The 14,712-nt window shown below is 72.6% G+C and carries 15 protein-coding genes; 14 read left to right on the top strand and 1 reads right to left on the bottom strand.

Features of this window, described 5'->3' with window-relative positions:
• Positions 1-5: 5 nt before the first annotated feature.
• Positions 6-1,448, bottom strand: coding sequence for a tyrosine-type recombinase/integrase (locus tag ACQE3C_RS02725; RefSeq protein WP_434537667.1), 1,443 nt, complete (start codon positions 1,446-1,448; stop codon positions 6-8).
• A 721-nt stretch (positions 1,449-2,169) separates the two neighbouring features.
• Between ACQE3C_RS02725 and ACQE3C_RS02720 the strand changes: the two genes are divergently transcribed.
• The 14 genes from ACQE3C_RS02720 to ACQE3C_RS02655 all read left to right on the top strand — a co-directional run bounded on the left by ACQE3C_RS02720 (position 2,170) and on the right by ACQE3C_RS02655 (position 14,681).
• On the top strand, positions 2,170-2,589 hold the full coding sequence (locus ACQE3C_RS02720; protein ID WP_434537666.1) for a hypothetical protein: 420 nt from the start codon (positions 2,170-2,172) through the stop codon (positions 2,587-2,589).
• A 3-nt stretch (positions 2,590-2,592) separates the two neighbouring features.
• Positions 2,593-3,846 (top strand): phage tail sheath family protein, encoded by a 1,254-nt coding sequence (locus ACQE3C_RS02715; RefSeq protein WP_434537665.1) that lies wholly within the window; start codon positions 2,593-2,595, stop codon positions 3,844-3,846.
• A 1-nt stretch (position 3,847) separates the two neighbouring features.
• Positions 3,848-4,312: a phage tail protein gene (locus tag ACQE3C_RS02710; protein WP_434537664.1), complete on the top strand. Its 465-nt coding sequence runs from the start codon at positions 3,848-3,850 to the stop codon at positions 4,310-4,312.
• A gap of 646 nt (positions 4,313-4,958) precedes the next feature.
• Positions 4,959-5,507: a hypothetical protein gene (locus tag ACQE3C_RS02705; RefSeq protein ID WP_434537663.1), complete on the top strand. Its 549-nt coding sequence runs from the start codon at positions 4,959-4,961 to the stop codon at positions 5,505-5,507.
• A gap of 1 nt (position 5,508) precedes the next feature.
• On the top strand, positions 5,509-6,258 hold the full coding sequence (locus ACQE3C_RS02700) for a hypothetical protein (protein WP_434537662.1): 750 nt from the start codon (positions 5,509-5,511) through the stop codon (positions 6,256-6,258).
• Positions 6,255-7,745 (top strand): phage baseplate assembly protein V, encoded by a 1,491-nt coding sequence (locus tag ACQE3C_RS02695; RefSeq protein WP_434537661.1) that lies wholly within the window; start codon positions 6,255-6,257, stop codon positions 7,743-7,745. Before ACQE3C_RS02700 ends, ACQE3C_RS02695 begins: the two co-directional genes overlap by 4 nt.
• Positions 7,742-8,086 (top strand): hypothetical protein, encoded by a 345-nt coding sequence (locus ACQE3C_RS02690; protein ID WP_434537660.1) that lies wholly within the window; start codon positions 7,742-7,744, stop codon positions 8,084-8,086. The genes ACQE3C_RS02695 and ACQE3C_RS02690 overlap by 4 nt, the downstream gene beginning before the upstream one ends.
• Positions 8,083-8,580: a GPW/gp25 family protein gene (locus ACQE3C_RS02685; RefSeq protein ID WP_434537659.1), complete on the top strand. Its 498-nt coding sequence runs from the start codon at positions 8,083-8,085 to the stop codon at positions 8,578-8,580. Before ACQE3C_RS02690 ends, ACQE3C_RS02685 begins: the two co-directional genes overlap by 4 nt.
• Entirely contained in the window at positions 8,577-11,150 is a 2,574-nt protein-coding gene (locus tag ACQE3C_RS02680) for a putative baseplate assembly protein (RefSeq protein WP_434537658.1), read from the top strand. The genes ACQE3C_RS02685 and ACQE3C_RS02680 overlap by 4 nt, the downstream gene beginning before the upstream one ends.
• The gene (locus ACQE3C_RS02675) at positions 11,143-11,682 is read left to right on the top strand and encodes a hypothetical protein (protein WP_434537657.1); all 540 of its coding nucleotides are present in this window, start codon (positions 11,143-11,145) and stop codon (positions 11,680-11,682) included. The genes ACQE3C_RS02680 and ACQE3C_RS02675 overlap by 8 nt, the downstream gene beginning before the upstream one ends.
• Positions 11,679-12,548, top strand: a complete 870-nt coding sequence (locus ACQE3C_RS02670) for an META domain-containing protein (protein ID WP_434537656.1) — start codon at positions 11,679-11,681, stop codon at positions 12,546-12,548. Before ACQE3C_RS02675 ends, ACQE3C_RS02670 begins: the two co-directional genes overlap by 4 nt.
• An 18-nt stretch (positions 12,549-12,566) precedes the next feature.
• The gene (locus ACQE3C_RS02665; RefSeq protein WP_434537655.1) at positions 12,567-13,448 is read left to right on the top strand and encodes a hypothetical protein; all 882 of its coding nucleotides are present in this window, start codon (positions 12,567-12,569) and stop codon (positions 13,446-13,448) included.
• The gene (locus ACQE3C_RS02660; RefSeq protein ID WP_434537654.1) at positions 13,448-13,906 is read left to right on the top strand and encodes a hypothetical protein; all 459 of its coding nucleotides are present in this window, start codon (positions 13,448-13,450) and stop codon (positions 13,904-13,906) included. The genes ACQE3C_RS02665 and ACQE3C_RS02660 overlap by 1 nt, the downstream gene beginning before the upstream one ends.
• The gene (locus ACQE3C_RS02655; RefSeq protein WP_434537653.1) at positions 13,872-14,681 is read left to right on the top strand and encodes a hypothetical protein; all 810 of its coding nucleotides are present in this window, start codon (positions 13,872-13,874) and stop codon (positions 14,679-14,681) included. The genes ACQE3C_RS02660 and ACQE3C_RS02655 overlap by 35 nt, the downstream gene beginning before the upstream one ends.
• Positions 14,682-14,712: the final 31 nt, after the last annotated feature.

Genomic DNA, 14,712 nt, shown 5'->3' with positions numbered 1-14,712 from the left:
TGTCCTCACATCTCAAGTGCGCGAGCAAGTACGTGTGGTGGCAGCTCTGGGACGGTGGCCGCCAACTGGGCGTCGGTCAGGCCCGCCAGGGTGTCCCGCAGCTGCTCGGGAGTCATCGCGGCCAGGAGCCGGGGGTGGATGGCGGGGGTACCGGCTGGTGCGGTGGCGGGTCGCTGCCAGCCGGCCAGTTCTGACACCTTCACCGCATGGGGCCAGACGTGGTCGAGGTCGAGGTGCGCGTACGTGCCGACCACCATGGGCAGGGTGTGCCCGAGCAGCATCTCGACGGACGCGAAGTCGAGGCCCGTGGAGTTCCAGACCCCGCGGGCCCAGTGCCGCAGGTCGTACAGGCGCAGGGTGGGCCTTCCGATGGCCAGACGTGCTGCTGCGAAGCCGCTTGCCTGCCGCTGGCGGGCGCTGCGGCCCGGCTCTTGCCTGTTGCTGGGGTAGGTGCCCATGACCTGCTGGGTGGTCGCGTAGGGCACGCCGGGGTTGGTTGAGGGGAAGATCAGCCCGCCCTCGCCGGGGTCGGCATGCTCGGCCTCGTGGCGGTCGAGCACGCTGGCCAGGTGGGGCGGCAGTGGGACTGTGCGGATGCTGTCTTCGGTCTTGGTGTCGCCCAGGGCGCGAGTGCCGTCCTCCCCGGTGCTCACGCCCTTGTGGATGGACAGCAGGTAGCGGGGCAGGCCAGCCGTGTCGGCCTCGCGGCGTATGTCCTTGCGGGTGAGGGCGAAGGCCTCGCCGGGGCGCAGCCCGCAGAATGCGACCAGCGAGACGAGGAACTGCCAGCGGTCGGGCATGGCCCTGGTGAGGGCGTCGATGTCCTCGGGGCGCAGGTTCACGACCAGTTGGGAGCGGACCTGCTTGGGGGTGGCGCGGGCCCGGCGTGAGGCGTTGGCCACCTGGCAGGGGTTGGAGTCGACCAGGCCCCGGCTCACCGCGTCCTTGAATACCGACTTGGCGAACAGGTAGGCGTGCTGCCGGGCGGTGAGCTTGTCGGCGTTGGCCCTCCACCACTGGTCGAGGTCATCCCGGGTGATCTTGACGAGCGGTCGCTCGGCGAGTCCGGCGAGGCGACCGCGCAGGTAGCCGCGGTACTCGGTGGCGGTCTTCGGGGCCAGCGGTCGGCCGGTGCCGGTGGTGCGGTTCGAGATCCAATTCTCGGCGTACTCGCCAAAGGTGGTCGCGTCCTTCACTGCCTCGGCCTCGGCCTGCTTGGCCTGGGCGCGGCGCTCGGCGGGTGGCGTCCACTCGCGGGCGTCGATCAGCGCTTTCTCGTCCTTGAGCCACTGCACGGCCTCTTTGCGGCTGGCGAACAGGTTGTCGGGGTAGTGCCGGGAGCGCTTGCCGCCGACGCCACCACGCTCGTACTCGGCGCGCCAGGCACCCGAGGCCGTGACCCTCACCGTGCCGATGGGCGGCCGGTCGTCTTCCTTGCGTTTCGCCATGTGTCCCCCTCCAGGATGTGCGGGATATGCGCGGGATGAAGTGTCCAGTTCTGCCCGTTTTGCCCTCTGTGTCATGCTACCCTAGGGACACAACAACACACCGAAACACCTAGCCAAGATGGGGTTTCACCTAGTCATCCCGCGTTTGGCCCGCCGATTTGGGCGTGAGTCGCAGACCTGGTTCAAGTCCAGTTAGGCCCACAAGTGAGACCCCGCCGTTGAGGCGGGGTTTTTTCATATGCGGTGGGGTTCCCCGGGCCGCCATTCCCAGCTGCCAGGCCCCCGTCCTCAGCTGTCGGGCCCCGTCCTCAGCTGCCGGGCCCCCATTCCCAGGTCGCCTCGCGCTCTCCCCACCCGCCGCGCCCCTCGTGTGTCCGCCGCGCCCCTCGTGTGTTCGTCCCGCACCCCCTTCCGTCCGCGGCGCCCCTCCTCCGTGCATGGCGCCCCTCGTAAACCCGGGCCGGAGGGGGGCGCCGTGCACGTGAGAGGGGCGTGATGGACACAAGGGGGGTCGGGAGTGTCCGGACATGTGGCCGGAACACCCCGCGTCCGCCGCCTGTGCGCATCCGAAGAAGTTTCATAATCATGTTTCAGGTGAAGTCGGCCCGGGTTATGATCGGGAACATCCCCTGCCCGAGGACGGTCCCGATGACCACCTGCTCGACCTCGTCACCCACAGTGCGCGACACCACCCGCACCCCGGCCCCGCTGCGGAGCAGCGATGATGGCGCGTAGGGCGCTGGATTCGCTGCGCGCCACGATCACCGACGCGGTGTCACCCGCCGTCGTCGGTCTCGCCGATGCCCCGAACGATGGGATCGAACCGGCAGTCCTGCTGACGCCCGTCGCCCTGCGACGAGTCGGACGATCGCGTCGCCACGGGGCCCTGCTCGATCTGGAACTGACGGTCGCGGTGCTCACCCGGGGGCCGGATGCCCTCGACCACCTCGAGAGCCTGCTCGTCCTGGCCGAGACCACCGGCCTCACCGCCACGCCAGCCGACAGCGCTGGCGACCAGCCGGGGCTCGGGCTGACCCTCACCCTGCCGGTCACCGTCCCCCTCGATGAACCGACCGGGCCGCCCGTCGAGACCGTCGTCGTCGAGCTGCAACCCACCACCAGCCCTCCCGAAGGGAACTGAGCCATGGTCAACTATCGAGCCCCCGGCGTCTACGTCCAGGAAGTGCCCAGCGGCACCCGCATGTTCGGTCGGGCCGGCACCAGCAGCGCCGGGTTCGTCGGGGTCGCCCCCAACCCCGAGGCCCCCCGCGACACGGTCGAGACGATCGACAACTGGAGCCAGTTCGTCCGCATCTTCATCGGCGAGGCCACCGAGGGCACCCACCTGAGCACCGCGGTGCACGGCTACTTCGCCAATGGCGGCAGCCGCGCCTATGTCGTCAACATCGGCCAGGCCAGCAGCCTCACCGGCACCGCCGCCCACCCCACCGGCCTCACCCTGCTCGAGGCCATCGACGACGTCGCGATCGTGGCTGCCCCCGGCTACACCGACCCGGGTTCGCATGACGCGCTGATCGCCCACTGCGAGCACCCGCTGCGACAGGACCGGGTGGCCATCCTCGACCTGGCCGACGTCGACGACCCCGGCCAACTGCTCGAGGTGGGCACCGTCGGCGTGCCCACCGTGGCGCCCACCACGGCGAGCAGCGAGGACGAGACCGACACGCCCGCGCCGGGCCCCGCTCCGGCGGCACCGGCCTCCCGTGGGCGTCGGCCGAGGAACTCCCAGGATGGCTACGCCGCCGCCTACCACCCCTGGCTGGTGGTCGATGACCCGGTCACCGGCGGGCGGACCACCGCACCCCCCTCGGGGCACATGGCCGGGGTGTGGGCGCGCACCGACGCCACCCGCGGAGTGCACAAGGCACCGGCGAATACCGGCATCGCCGGGGCACTCGACCTGGTCCGCCGGGTCAGCAAGGGAGACCAGGAACTGCTGAACCCGGCCGGCATCAACTGCATCCGCTTCTTCCCCGGCGAGGGAATCCTGGTCTGGGGCGCCCGCACCCTGGCCGCCGAGTCCAGCGAGTTCCGCTACATCAACGTGCGCCGGCTCACCAACATGATCAAGGAGTCGGTGCTCGACGGCACCCGCTGGGCCGTCTTCGAACCCAACCACCACCCGCTGTGGGCCGCCCTGCGCCGCGACATCAACGCCTTCCTCACCAATGTCTGGCGCGATGGTGCCCTGGTCGGGCGCACCCCGCAGGAGGCCTTCTTCGTCAAGTGCGATGAAGAGACCAACCCGCCCGAGGTCCGCGACGCCGGCATGGTCGTCACCGTGATCGGCATCGCCCCGGTCAAACCGGCCGAGTTCGTCGTCTTCCAGCTCATGCAGTCGGCCGAGTCGGCCACCAACGAGACCCCAGGAGCCTGAGATGTCCGTGCAACCCGGTGCGCGTCAGGACCCCTACCGCGCCTACAACTTCAAGTTCGAGATCAACGGCACAGTGCAGGCCCACTTCGTCAAGATCGAGGGCTTGGGCTTCACGATCCAACGCATCCTCTTCCGCGCCGGCGGGGAGCACGCCGAGGTGCGCTCGGTGCCCGGCCGGGTCGAGTACAACCCGGTGACGCTGCGCTACGGGCTGACCGATTCCGCAGACCTGATGACCTGGCTGTTCGCCACGGTCGAGGGGCGGGTGCAGCGCCAGAACGTCTCGATCGCGATGCTGGACGACACCGGCTCACGCGAGGTTCGCCGGTGGAACCTGCTCGGCTCCTGGCCCTGCGGCCTCGACTGCGCCACCCTGGACGCGCTGGGCAACGAACTGGCCATCGAGTCGCTGACCCTGGCCTATGACCGCCTGGAGTTGGACAGTGCCGCGGCCCCGGTGGCGTAGCCGCCTCGCGCGCCTGCTGCGCACCTGGGCCGAGACCGTCGATCCGGTCCCGACCGGCTTCGACCTGTCCGGGGCGCCACCCTTCTGGGCCGAACGAGTCCGCGCGGCGGCCCGGCAGCAGGGTGGGCTCAGCCGAGTCTCCGTCGGCCGCGACCCGGTCAGTGGCCCAGACCCGACGGCGGACGACCGCGAGCCGCTGCCCGCCGGGCCCGGGCTCGAGCCCCCGGGTCCCCAGTTCGTGGGTTCCCAGACGCCCGATCCGTCCTGGAACTCCGAGTCTTCAGGGTCCCGCTCCTCGGGGTCCCGCTCCTCGGTGTGGCGTCCGCGGAGTGGTCCGCTGGTGTTCGGCCGACCGCGCAGGGGTGGTCCGCTGCGCCGCACCGCACCCGACCATCCAGTCACACCCCACCCCGGCATGGCATCGGGGAGCGAGGCCGTCGCCGAGGGCTCCTGGCCGCCCGACGCCTGGTCGAGTGAGGCCTCCACTCGCGACGCCCGGGCTCGTGACCCCGGGGCTCGCGACGCCTCCACTCGCGATCCCCGGGCGCGGGGCACCGGCCGTCCACCGTCCGTGCCACCTGAGCCGAGCCCATCGTCCGGGCTCGGGCTGGGCGCTGCCCGCCAGGGAGCGGTGCCCCCTCAGCCGGTGCCCCCTCAGTCGACTGGACGAGCAGCTGCGGCCGCCGACCCGTCTCGCCGGCCCGTCGCCAACCCGCCCAACCCCGCCACTACCCCCGCTGCTGCCTCCAACGCCACCGCCGCCACTGCCCCCGATGCGCCCCCGCGCGGTCCGTTCGTCCGCCCCGCCACGGGCCGCTCGGCCCGGCTGGTGCCGCCCGGGTCCCGCCTGCATCCGGTGACCGAGGCGGCCGGCCACCGCGGCACCGAGACCGGGGCACCGCTCGAGGTGCCGATGTCACGACTCGCGAGTGGCGGGCACCCCCTCGTCCCCCCGGCGTTGATCGCTGGTCGGCACCTGCCCGACCCACGCCTGCCCGACCCCCGGCGCGCGGGGGAGGGCCCCGCTGCGGGGCACCCGGCCCCCGTCGCCCAGACCCCGACCGCGCCGGCGGCGCTCACCGGCTGGTGGCCCGAGCTGCCGGCCACCCCGGTGCCCACCATCGCTGCCGGCCCGCCACTGGAACCGTCCCTGCGCCGGCTGGAGCGACTGAACAGCGAACAGGCGGCGACCTGACATGGAACGCGTCGCCTTCCTCATCGAGGACACCGGCCAGCACATCACCTGCCTGCTCAACCCCGAGACGGTGGTGATGACCCGCACCGCCGGCGTCGCGTCCCGCCAGGTCTCCGGCGGGCGACTCACCGGCGCCGGGCTGGCCGACGACCCGCTGATGTTCACCGGCGGTGGTCGCACCGAACTGAAGCTCGACCTGCTCTTCGACGTCGACCTCGCCCCCGCCCACCTCACCGTCCGCGACGTGCGGCAGATGACCCGGGCGATCTGGGCCCTGGCCGAGAACTCCGCCGAGGTCGAACGCCAGTTCCGCCCACCCCTGGTGATGCTGCTGTGGGGGTCGGCCTGGTCGATTCCCGGCATCATCACCGAGGTCGCGGAACGTTTCGACAGGTTCGCCACCGACGGCTCACCGCTGCGGTCCTGGCTGCGGCTCACCCTCGTCCGGGTCGGCACCGCCGCCGACCGCGAGGGCGGGGAGGCCTGGGAACTGCAACAGCGACTGCCACCGGTCGACCTGGCCGCGCCGCCGGTCGGCACGCTGGGCATCGCCGGCGACGGTGCCCCGGCAGACCCGACCACCGGCGCACCGACCGGGGCCACCATCGACCCGGCCCAGCTGGGGCTGCTGTCGCGGCGGGCCTTCGGCACCGAACTGCTGTGGAAGCAACTGTTGCACTACAACGGCGTCGAGGACCCCCTCGAGGTCAGCGGACCACTCGCCGTGCCGCCCCTGGGGGAGACGCCATGAAGCAGGTGCAGGGGCTTCCCGAACTCATCATCACCCTGGCCGGGCGTCGGCTCAGCACCGCCGAGGCCGCCCGGGTGGTCACCCTGCGCGTGCACTCGGTGCTCGCGCAACCGGCCCAGTGCCTGATCGCCTGGGCGACCGACGAGTTGGGCATCGACCCCGCCACCGGCGACTCGCTGCGCGTCGAGATCGGCGGCCACCACAGCCCGCTGTTCGTCGGCGAGGTCACCGTGGCCGAGTACAGCCTGCGCGCCGACACCGGGCAACAGGTGCGGGTGCGCGCCTATGACGCACTGCACCGGTTGCGCAAACGCCAGTTCACCCGCCTGCACCCGGGGGTCGGCCTGCCCGACCTGGTCGCCACGCTGGCCAACGGCTGCGGCCTGACCGTCGACGCCCCGAACTTTGACCTGGGTGACGTCTACCAACTCGCCCGCTCCGACCTCGACCTGCTGGTCAGCCAGGCCGCCCGCCTCGGGCTCCACCCGGTGGTCCGGGAGGGACAACTCCGGTTGGTCACCCTGGCCGGTGAGGGCACGGCGGTGCGGGTGGAATACGGCACCACCCTGCACTCGGCCGAGATCGAGGTCAGCCAGGAGCCCGCCTTCCGCAGCGCCGCCTCCACCTGGTGGCGGGCGGCCGATGCCGCGGCCGACCAGCACACCGCCAGCGATGCCCGCGCCACCCCGGGCGTCAGCGCCGACCCCGACCCGGCCCGGGTCGGCGGCGGTGGGGCGCTGCTGCGCGCCGATGACCTGGGCACGCCGCACGAGCTGGCCCAGGCCGAACTCGACGTCCGCCGGATGGGCGAGGTCACCGCGGTACTGGTCGTCGAGGGCAACCCTGCACTGCATGCCGGCGGCCGGGTCGAGGTGCAGGGCGTGCGCCCCTCGCTGTGTGGCAGCTACGCGATCGCCGAGGTGACCCACGAGATCAGCAGCACCGGTTTCCAGACCACGGTGGGCACGCTCCCGCCACCGCCACCCCCGACCCGCCCACCCGACCAGGTCACCCTCGGCATCGTCGACGACGTCACCGACCCCGAGGACCACGGCCGGGTCCGGGTCCGGCTGCCCGCCTACCCCGACCTGGTCAGCGGCTGGGCGCCGGTGCTGCTGCCGGCCATGGGCGCCGACAAGGGCATCATCGCGCTGCCCGAGGTGGCTGACACCGTGCTGGTGCTGCTGCCCGGCCACGACCCGGCCCAGGCGATCGTGCTGGGCGGGCTGCCCGGAACCCTCACCCCGCCCGCCGCACCCGGCGGCGAGCGGGGCCAGTCGATTATCCTGCGCACCCGCGACGGGCAGCAGGTCACCCTCGACGGGCCCGAGCACAGCCTGAGCCTGACCGACGGCGCCGGCTCCCGCATCGACCTGGGCCCGAACCTGCTGCGCATCACCGCGGCCACCGACCTGCTCATCGAGGCACCCGGACGAGCACTGCGCATCAGGGCGAAGAGTGTCGACTTCGAGGAGGCCCCCGCATGACCAGCACCGTGAAACTGCTCGTCCTGCCCGGCATGCTGCGCTGCGGCCACGACGGGGTGGTGGCCAACACCCACGCCCAGCACTGGGTGCGCATCGGCGGGGCACCGGTGCTGGTCGCCACCGACCCCGAGGGCCGCTCGATCTCGATGTGCCCCAACATCAGCACCAACACCAAGCAGTGCACCTCGACGCAGGTCGTCACCACCGGCTACTCCACCTGGCTGCGCATCGACGACAGGCGCATCTGCCTGGCCACGGTCGAGGGCTGGACCGACGGGGTACCGCCCTCGAAGTACACCGTGCGCGACCCCGGGCAAGAGTTCGTGGGGGCAGACCGATGACCGCCCGGCACCGCGCACCAGCCTTCATCGTCGGGGGCTTCGACGCCGGGGGCTTCGAGGACGGCCTGCCCGGGCTGCGGCTCGACCCGCTGCGCCGGCTGGCCACGGTCACCGACGCGGCCTCGGTGCGCCAGGCCCTGTTGCTGCTGCTCAGCACCCGCCCCGGCGAGCGGGTGAACCGCGCCTCCTACGGCTGCCACCTGTTCCGGCTCGCCTTCGAACCGGCCGACGACACCACGGCCGGTCTGGCCATCCACTACGTCTCCCGGGCGGTGGAGACCTGGGAGCCGCGGGTCACCGTGCTCGACATCGACGCGGGCGTGCCCGAGGACGACCCCGCCGTGCTGGAGGTACGGATGCGCTACCGGATCAAGGCCACCCAGGGCGAGGACGAGGTTGCCGTCGCCGTGCCGATCCTCGATGCCCGGCGCCGGCCAGATGCCGGGGGCCGGCCAGATGCCGGGGGCCGGCCAGAAACGGGGGGCCGGCGATGAGCATCCCGGTTCCCAATCTGGACGACCGCGACTTCAGCGACCTGGTCGCCGAGGCGATCGCGCGCGTTCGCCAGGTCGACCCGGAATGGACCGACCTGTCGGTGCACGACCCCGGGGTGGTGCTCATCGAGGCCTTCGCCCACCTCACCGACATCCTGTTGTACCGGCTGAACCGGGTGCCCGACCGGCTCTACGCCACCTTCCTCAACCTGCTCGGCGCCACCGTCGGGCCACCGGGGGCCGCCACGGTCACCCTCGACTTCAGCCGGGTCGCGCCCGGCGGGCCGCAGCTGCGGATACCCCGCGGCACCCGGGTCACCTGCCCGCCCGCGGCGCCGGGGGTGCCGCTGCCGGTCTTCGTCACCCTCGCCGACGCGGTGCTGGCCGAGGGCCAGGGCAGCGTGCAGGTGGAGGCCGCCGACGTCGTCCTGCACGACGCGGTCGCCCTGGGGGTCGGCACCGGCGGCCCGGCGCAGAGCTTCGTGCTGCCCGAGGCGCCGGTGGTGGGCAGCCCCGGCGTCGGGATCGGCGTGCAGGTGCCCGCCTCGGAAACCCTCACCAGCGGGCAGGCGGTCGTCGTCGACGGGCTGGCCTTCCTCGGCTTCCGCGAAGTCAACGTGTTTGCCGATGCCCGCCCCGGTGAGGGCGTCTACGTGCTCGACCGCAGCGCCGGAATCCTCACCTTCGGTGATGGCGCCCGGGGGGCACGGGTGCCCGGCGCCGGCATGCAGGTGAGGGCCTGGTACCGCACCGGCGGTGGTGCCCGGGGCAATGTCGCCGCCGGTGCGCTGAGCGTGCTGCGCGACCCGATCACGGGCGTCAAGGTCACCAACCCGGCACCGGCCAGCGGTGGACGCGACGCCGAACCGCTGGCCGCGGCGCTGCGGCGTGGCCCGCAGGAGTTCCAGGCCCGCGACCGGGCCGTCACCGCGCGCGACTACGAGGTGCTCGCCACCCGCCACGGCGGCGTCGAACGCGCCAGCGCCGTCACCCGCCGCGAGGCCTGGGCCTTCGCCGAACCGGGCGAGGTCGAGGTGGTACTGGTGCCGCACGTGCCGCTCGACCAACGCCCCGAGGGGCGGGTCACCCTGGCCGCGCTGGCTGCCCATGCCCGCGAACAGGTCCGGGCCGAGGTCGCCAACCACCTGGCCGGCCGTGCGGCGATCGGGGCGGTGCCCGTGGTCGGCTGGTGCCAGTACAAGCAGGTCACCGTCGACGCCCGGGTCGTCGTCCGTCCCGACGAGAACCCCGAGGCGGTGCGCTCCCGGATTCTCGCGCGGCTCGCCGACACCATCACCCCCATGCCCAACCCGGCGGTCGACACCGGCGCCGGCTTCGGGCACCCGCTGCGGGTCTCGAACCTCTACCGCGCCCTGGAACAGGCCGAGCCCGGGGTGCGCTACGTCGAGCGGCTGCGCCTCGAACTGGCCGAGGTGCCCGACACCGACGCGAGCGACCTCGTCCGTGCCGAGGGGCAGCCCGACACCTGGTTCGTCGGCCAGGGCCCCACCGTCTTCCGGACGACGAATGCCGGCGACGGCTGGGAGGCCTGCGCCACCTTCGCCGACGAGACCGTGCAGGCCATCGCCCCCTGGCCCGCGACCTCGGCCGGCGGGGACGCCGCGCGGCCTCGTCCGGGGTTCGTGGCGGTGGCGACCGACGCTGGGGACGGCGGACGCATCCACGTCAGCACCGACCTGGGCGGCAGCTGGCAGCAGGTCGCCGAACTGGGCTTCGGCATCGCCGCGCTGGCCTGGCTCGACCGGGCCGGGGTTGCCACCGTGCTGGCCGCCGGTGAGAAGGGTCTCTACGAGATTCCGCTCAGCCCGGGCGCGGTGCCGGTGCAGAACCTGGTCGACGCCCAGCAACCCGACCGCGGTTTCCAGGCGATGGCGACCTTCGTCGACCTGCGCGGACGAGTGGGTGTCGCCGTGGCCGCCGAGGCTGCCGGCGGCCTCTGGCTCTCGGCCACCGGGGGAGCCCCCGAATCGTTCCGGATGGTGCGGGCCGCCGGGGAGGAGATCCGCTCGCTCAGCGTCCAGTACGACGGGGCGACGGTGTTCCTGTGGGCACCGCGGGCCGCCCCCGAGGGGGAGGGCAGCGGCTGCATTCGGCTGGCGATCGACGAGCTGGGCCGGGTGGACGCACCGACCCTGGCCGGCCGCTGGGAGGAGCTGTCCGCCGGCTGGACCGGTGGCAGCTGTTGGGGCGTGCAGGTGGTCGGCGGCCTCGCCCACGCGGCGAGCCAGAGCAGCGGGGTGCTCACCCTGCAACTGGGCACCCCGGGCGCGACCTGGCAGCAGCCCGACGTCAACTGCGGCCTGCCGCTGCGCGACCGGCGCCGGTTCAAGCCGATCTCGTCGGTCTCGGGGGTGCTGGGCGAGGACGGCGAACCGTACCTGCTGGCCGCCGGCGCCGGGGGAGTGCACCGCTCCCGGTCGCCGGGCACCGGTGAGGCGATGACGTGGCAGTCGTGCGCCTCGCGAGTGGTGGACGACGTGGTGACCATTCCCCCGTCGTGGCTGTTCTGCTCCGGTGAGCACCGGGTGGAGGTGGTCCACGATGGCTAGGACGACGCTGTTGGGCTGCCTGCCCGAGGTCTTCACCTCGGCCTGCCTGCCGGGCAGCCCGCTGGCCGCGCTGGTCGCCGCCGCCGACGGCATGCACCAACCGATCAGTGACGTGCTCGACAGCCTGGACGCCCAGGTGGACCCCTTCCGGGCCTCGGAACCGATGGTCGCCCACCTGGCCGGTTGGGTCGACCTCGACTGGCTCACCCTGCCCGAACCGGGCGCCTCGGCCCGCTCGTCGCTGCCGCTGGGCAGCGCCCCGCTGCGCGACCTGATTGCCGCCTCGGCCGAGTTGGCGGCCCTGCGGGGGACCGCCGCCGGTCTCGTCCGATTTCTTGAACTGGCCACCCGGACGAGCGGCTTCGTCGTCGAGGACGCCGGTCTGTTCCACGTCAGGGTGCTCGTCCCCGAGGCCGCCCGGGCGCAGGCCGCGACCGTCACCCGGATCGTGGCCACCATCAAACCCGGGCACGTCACCGCAGAGGTCGTGCTGCCTGACCAGCCCGACCCGGACGAGGGAGGTGTGACATGAGCATCACGTTGACGATGACCCATGCAACGGTGACCGTCGTGGACGGGACGGCGGTGCTGACCGCCTCGGTCACGAACGACGGTGGGGCCCCGGCCCGGATCGTGCTCGGTGCCTTCGGGCCCACCGACCAGGCCACCGATGCTGGTGCCCCCGCGGGCCCGGCACTGTCGGCGGCCGGCTGGACCGACATCGATCGACCCCTGCGCGAGGTGCCGGCCGGGGCCTCGGAGCAGTACCGGGTCACCTTCACCCCTCCGGAGGGCACCCCACCCGGTTCCCACCCGGTGCGATTCATCGCCTACTCGGCCGACCAGGCCCCCGAGGAGCACGCCGACCGGGCCAGGCAGGTCGACGTCATCGTCCCCGCAGTGCCCGTCGTGGCGCCGCCGCCGAAGAAGCCGTGGTGGCCGTGGGCCGCGGCGGCTCTGGCGCTGCTGCTGGTCGTCGGGGCAGTGGCCTTCCTCGTCCTGCGGGGGGAGCCGGTGCCCGCCGACACGCCGTCGCCACCGCCACCCTCGAGCCCGGTGGAATCGCCCCTGCCGCTCAACGGCACCCCGTGGACCCTGACCCAGTTCGAGGACGGCACCCTGCCCGTGGCCGGCACGAAGGTCAGCCTGGTCTTCCAGCCCGGGCGGGTGTCGGGACGAGCGTGCAACAGCTTCCAGGGGCCGGTCACCATCAGCGGCGACAAGATCACCGTCGGTGCGCTGACCAGCACCCTGATGTTCTGCGTCGCGGAGGGCGTGATGGACCAGGAGCGACGGGTCTTCTCGACCCTCGGGGATGCCACCACCGTCACCGTGGTGGGTTCGACACTGACGCTGCGCACCGACGACGGCCGGTCGCTCACCTTTGCGGCACCCTGACCCCACGAGGAGATCGAGATGAGCACCATCACGCTGACCCTGACCGCCACGACGGTCACCCTGGTCGACGGCCGGGCGACGCTGACCGCCTCGGTCACCAACGAGGCGCCGGTGACGGCCAAGGTCGTGCTGGGTGCCTTCGGGCTGCCCGGCACGCCCCCTGCGACCGGGGCTGCCGGGTGGGCCACCATCGACCGCCCGTCGCGTGACATCGCCGCCGGCGCCACCGACCAGTTCACCGTGACCTTCGAACCGGTCACCGAACCGGCGGCCGGCAGCCACCCGGTGCGGTTCATCGCCTACTCGGCCGACCAGGCGCCGGAGGAGAATGCCGACCAGGCCCGGCAGGTCGACGTCATCGTCCCGGCCGCCCCGGTGCCGGTGGTGGCGAAGCGGACGCCATGGTGGCCGATCGCGGCGGCCGTCGCGCTGTTGCTGGTCGTGGGGGTGGCGGCCTGGTGGCTGCTGCGCCCCGATGCCGGCCCGGCCACCCCGCCGGTGACGCCACCGGTGACGCCGTCGCTGAGCCCGTCCCCGTCGGAGCCGCCCAGCACGCCCGCCCCGCCCTGCAAGGAGCCGCTGGTGCCGCGGTTGACCCGACCGACCGACCTGGTCTGCGTCACCAAGGTGAGCGCGGCGCAGGTCATCATCGACAACGACCCCGACACCCAGGCCCAGCGGCGGGCGGGGGGTGGCCCCTATGGCCCGGACACCTGCAAGGTCGGCTGGGTGTGGCGTGACGCCTTCCCCGGCGACCACGTCTGCGTGACCGGGGAGACCCGCGCCCGCACCGCCGCCGAGAACAAGGCCGCCACCCAGAAGATCGCCACCCTGGTCGGCACTAAGGGGCCGGTCGTGACCAAGATCGGCACCCAGATCGCGACCAAGGTCGAGACCTGATGGACCGCAAACCGGTGATCGTGCTGGTCTGCCTGGCCGTGCTGGTGGTGGTGCTGGCGATCATCGGCGCGGTGGCCGTGGCGCGCAGCCCGACTGGCGGGGTGCGCGAGTCGTGGTTCGGGTCGCCCCAGGGCGGCCGCCTCGACCCGGCCGACCTGCGGGTGGCATCGGGCGCGTGTGACGTGTCGGGGCTGGTGCTGACCTTCACCGGGGCCTGCACCCTGGCCGTCACCCCGGTCGACGGCGGCCTGCCGTGGGCCGATGCGGTGCGCCGGGTGCGGCTGCAGGCGAGCACCGGCCGGGTCGTCGTCGCGGTGCAGGTGCAGGACCGGACGATGAGGACCACCCTCGACCCCGGGGAGGACATCCGGCTCGTCTTCACCCGCGATGGTGGGCCGCTCTCGCTGGGCTGTCTCGCGGTCGGTGGCTGCAGCGCCGCGCTGGCCCAGGACCCGTGAGGCGGTGGTGACGGTGCTCGGGGAGGTGCGGCGGCCATTCCTGTTCCTGGCCGGGTTCGCCCTGCTGCTGGTGGTCCTGGTCGAGGTCGGGGCCGGGCCCTCGCTGGGCGGTGGGGCGGCCGGACCGATCGGCGATGCCGCGGCCGGGGTACCCGGGCTGGAGCCGGAGATGCTCGAGGACGTGTCGACCGAGGTGCCCCGCGGCAATGGCATCCCCTACCTGGTGCTGGTGGACGGGTTCCTGCTGTTCTCGGTGGTGATGCTGACCGTCAGCGTGCTGGTCAGCCAGCGCGCGTACGGGCGGGTGCAGGGGGTCATCACGCTGGTGTTTTCGTTCCTGTGGTTGCTGATGACGCTGGTGATGGCGCTGGTGGCGTTCGTGCTGCTGATGGTGATGGTGGGGCTGTTCCTGGCTCCGCCATTCGGGACGATCGCGTACCTGGCGATCTGGGGGTACTTCCCGCGCGGTGACTCGGCGGTGGTGCTGGGGTTGTTGCTGTTCCTGAAACTGGTCTTCCTGGGGTGTCTGGTGCTGGCCCAGCAACGGTTCCTGCGGGTGGTGCCGCTGATGGCCCATGTGGCGGTGTCGTTCCTGCTGCAGGTGCTGCTGGGTCTGGTGCACGGATTCCTGCCGTCGGTGGTGGTCAGCATCGGAGACCAGTTGTGGGCGCTGGTGATCGCGATCGTGGCGGCGGTGGGGTCGATCATCACCCTGGTGGCATCGCTCCCGGCGGTGGTGAATGCGGCCCGGGTCTCGGCGTCGCGGCGACAGTGAGCGTTGAACTCCTTCCGGCCAGCCCTGCGGG

Source organism: Aestuariimicrobium sp. Y1814 (genome assembly GCF_050113895.1).
GTDB lineage: Bacteria > Actinomycetota > Actinomycetes > Propionibacteriales > Propionibacteriaceae > Aestuariimicrobium.
The sequence above is the reverse complement of the archived record's forward strand: the minus strand, read 5'-3'. Positions and strand labels throughout refer to the sequence as shown.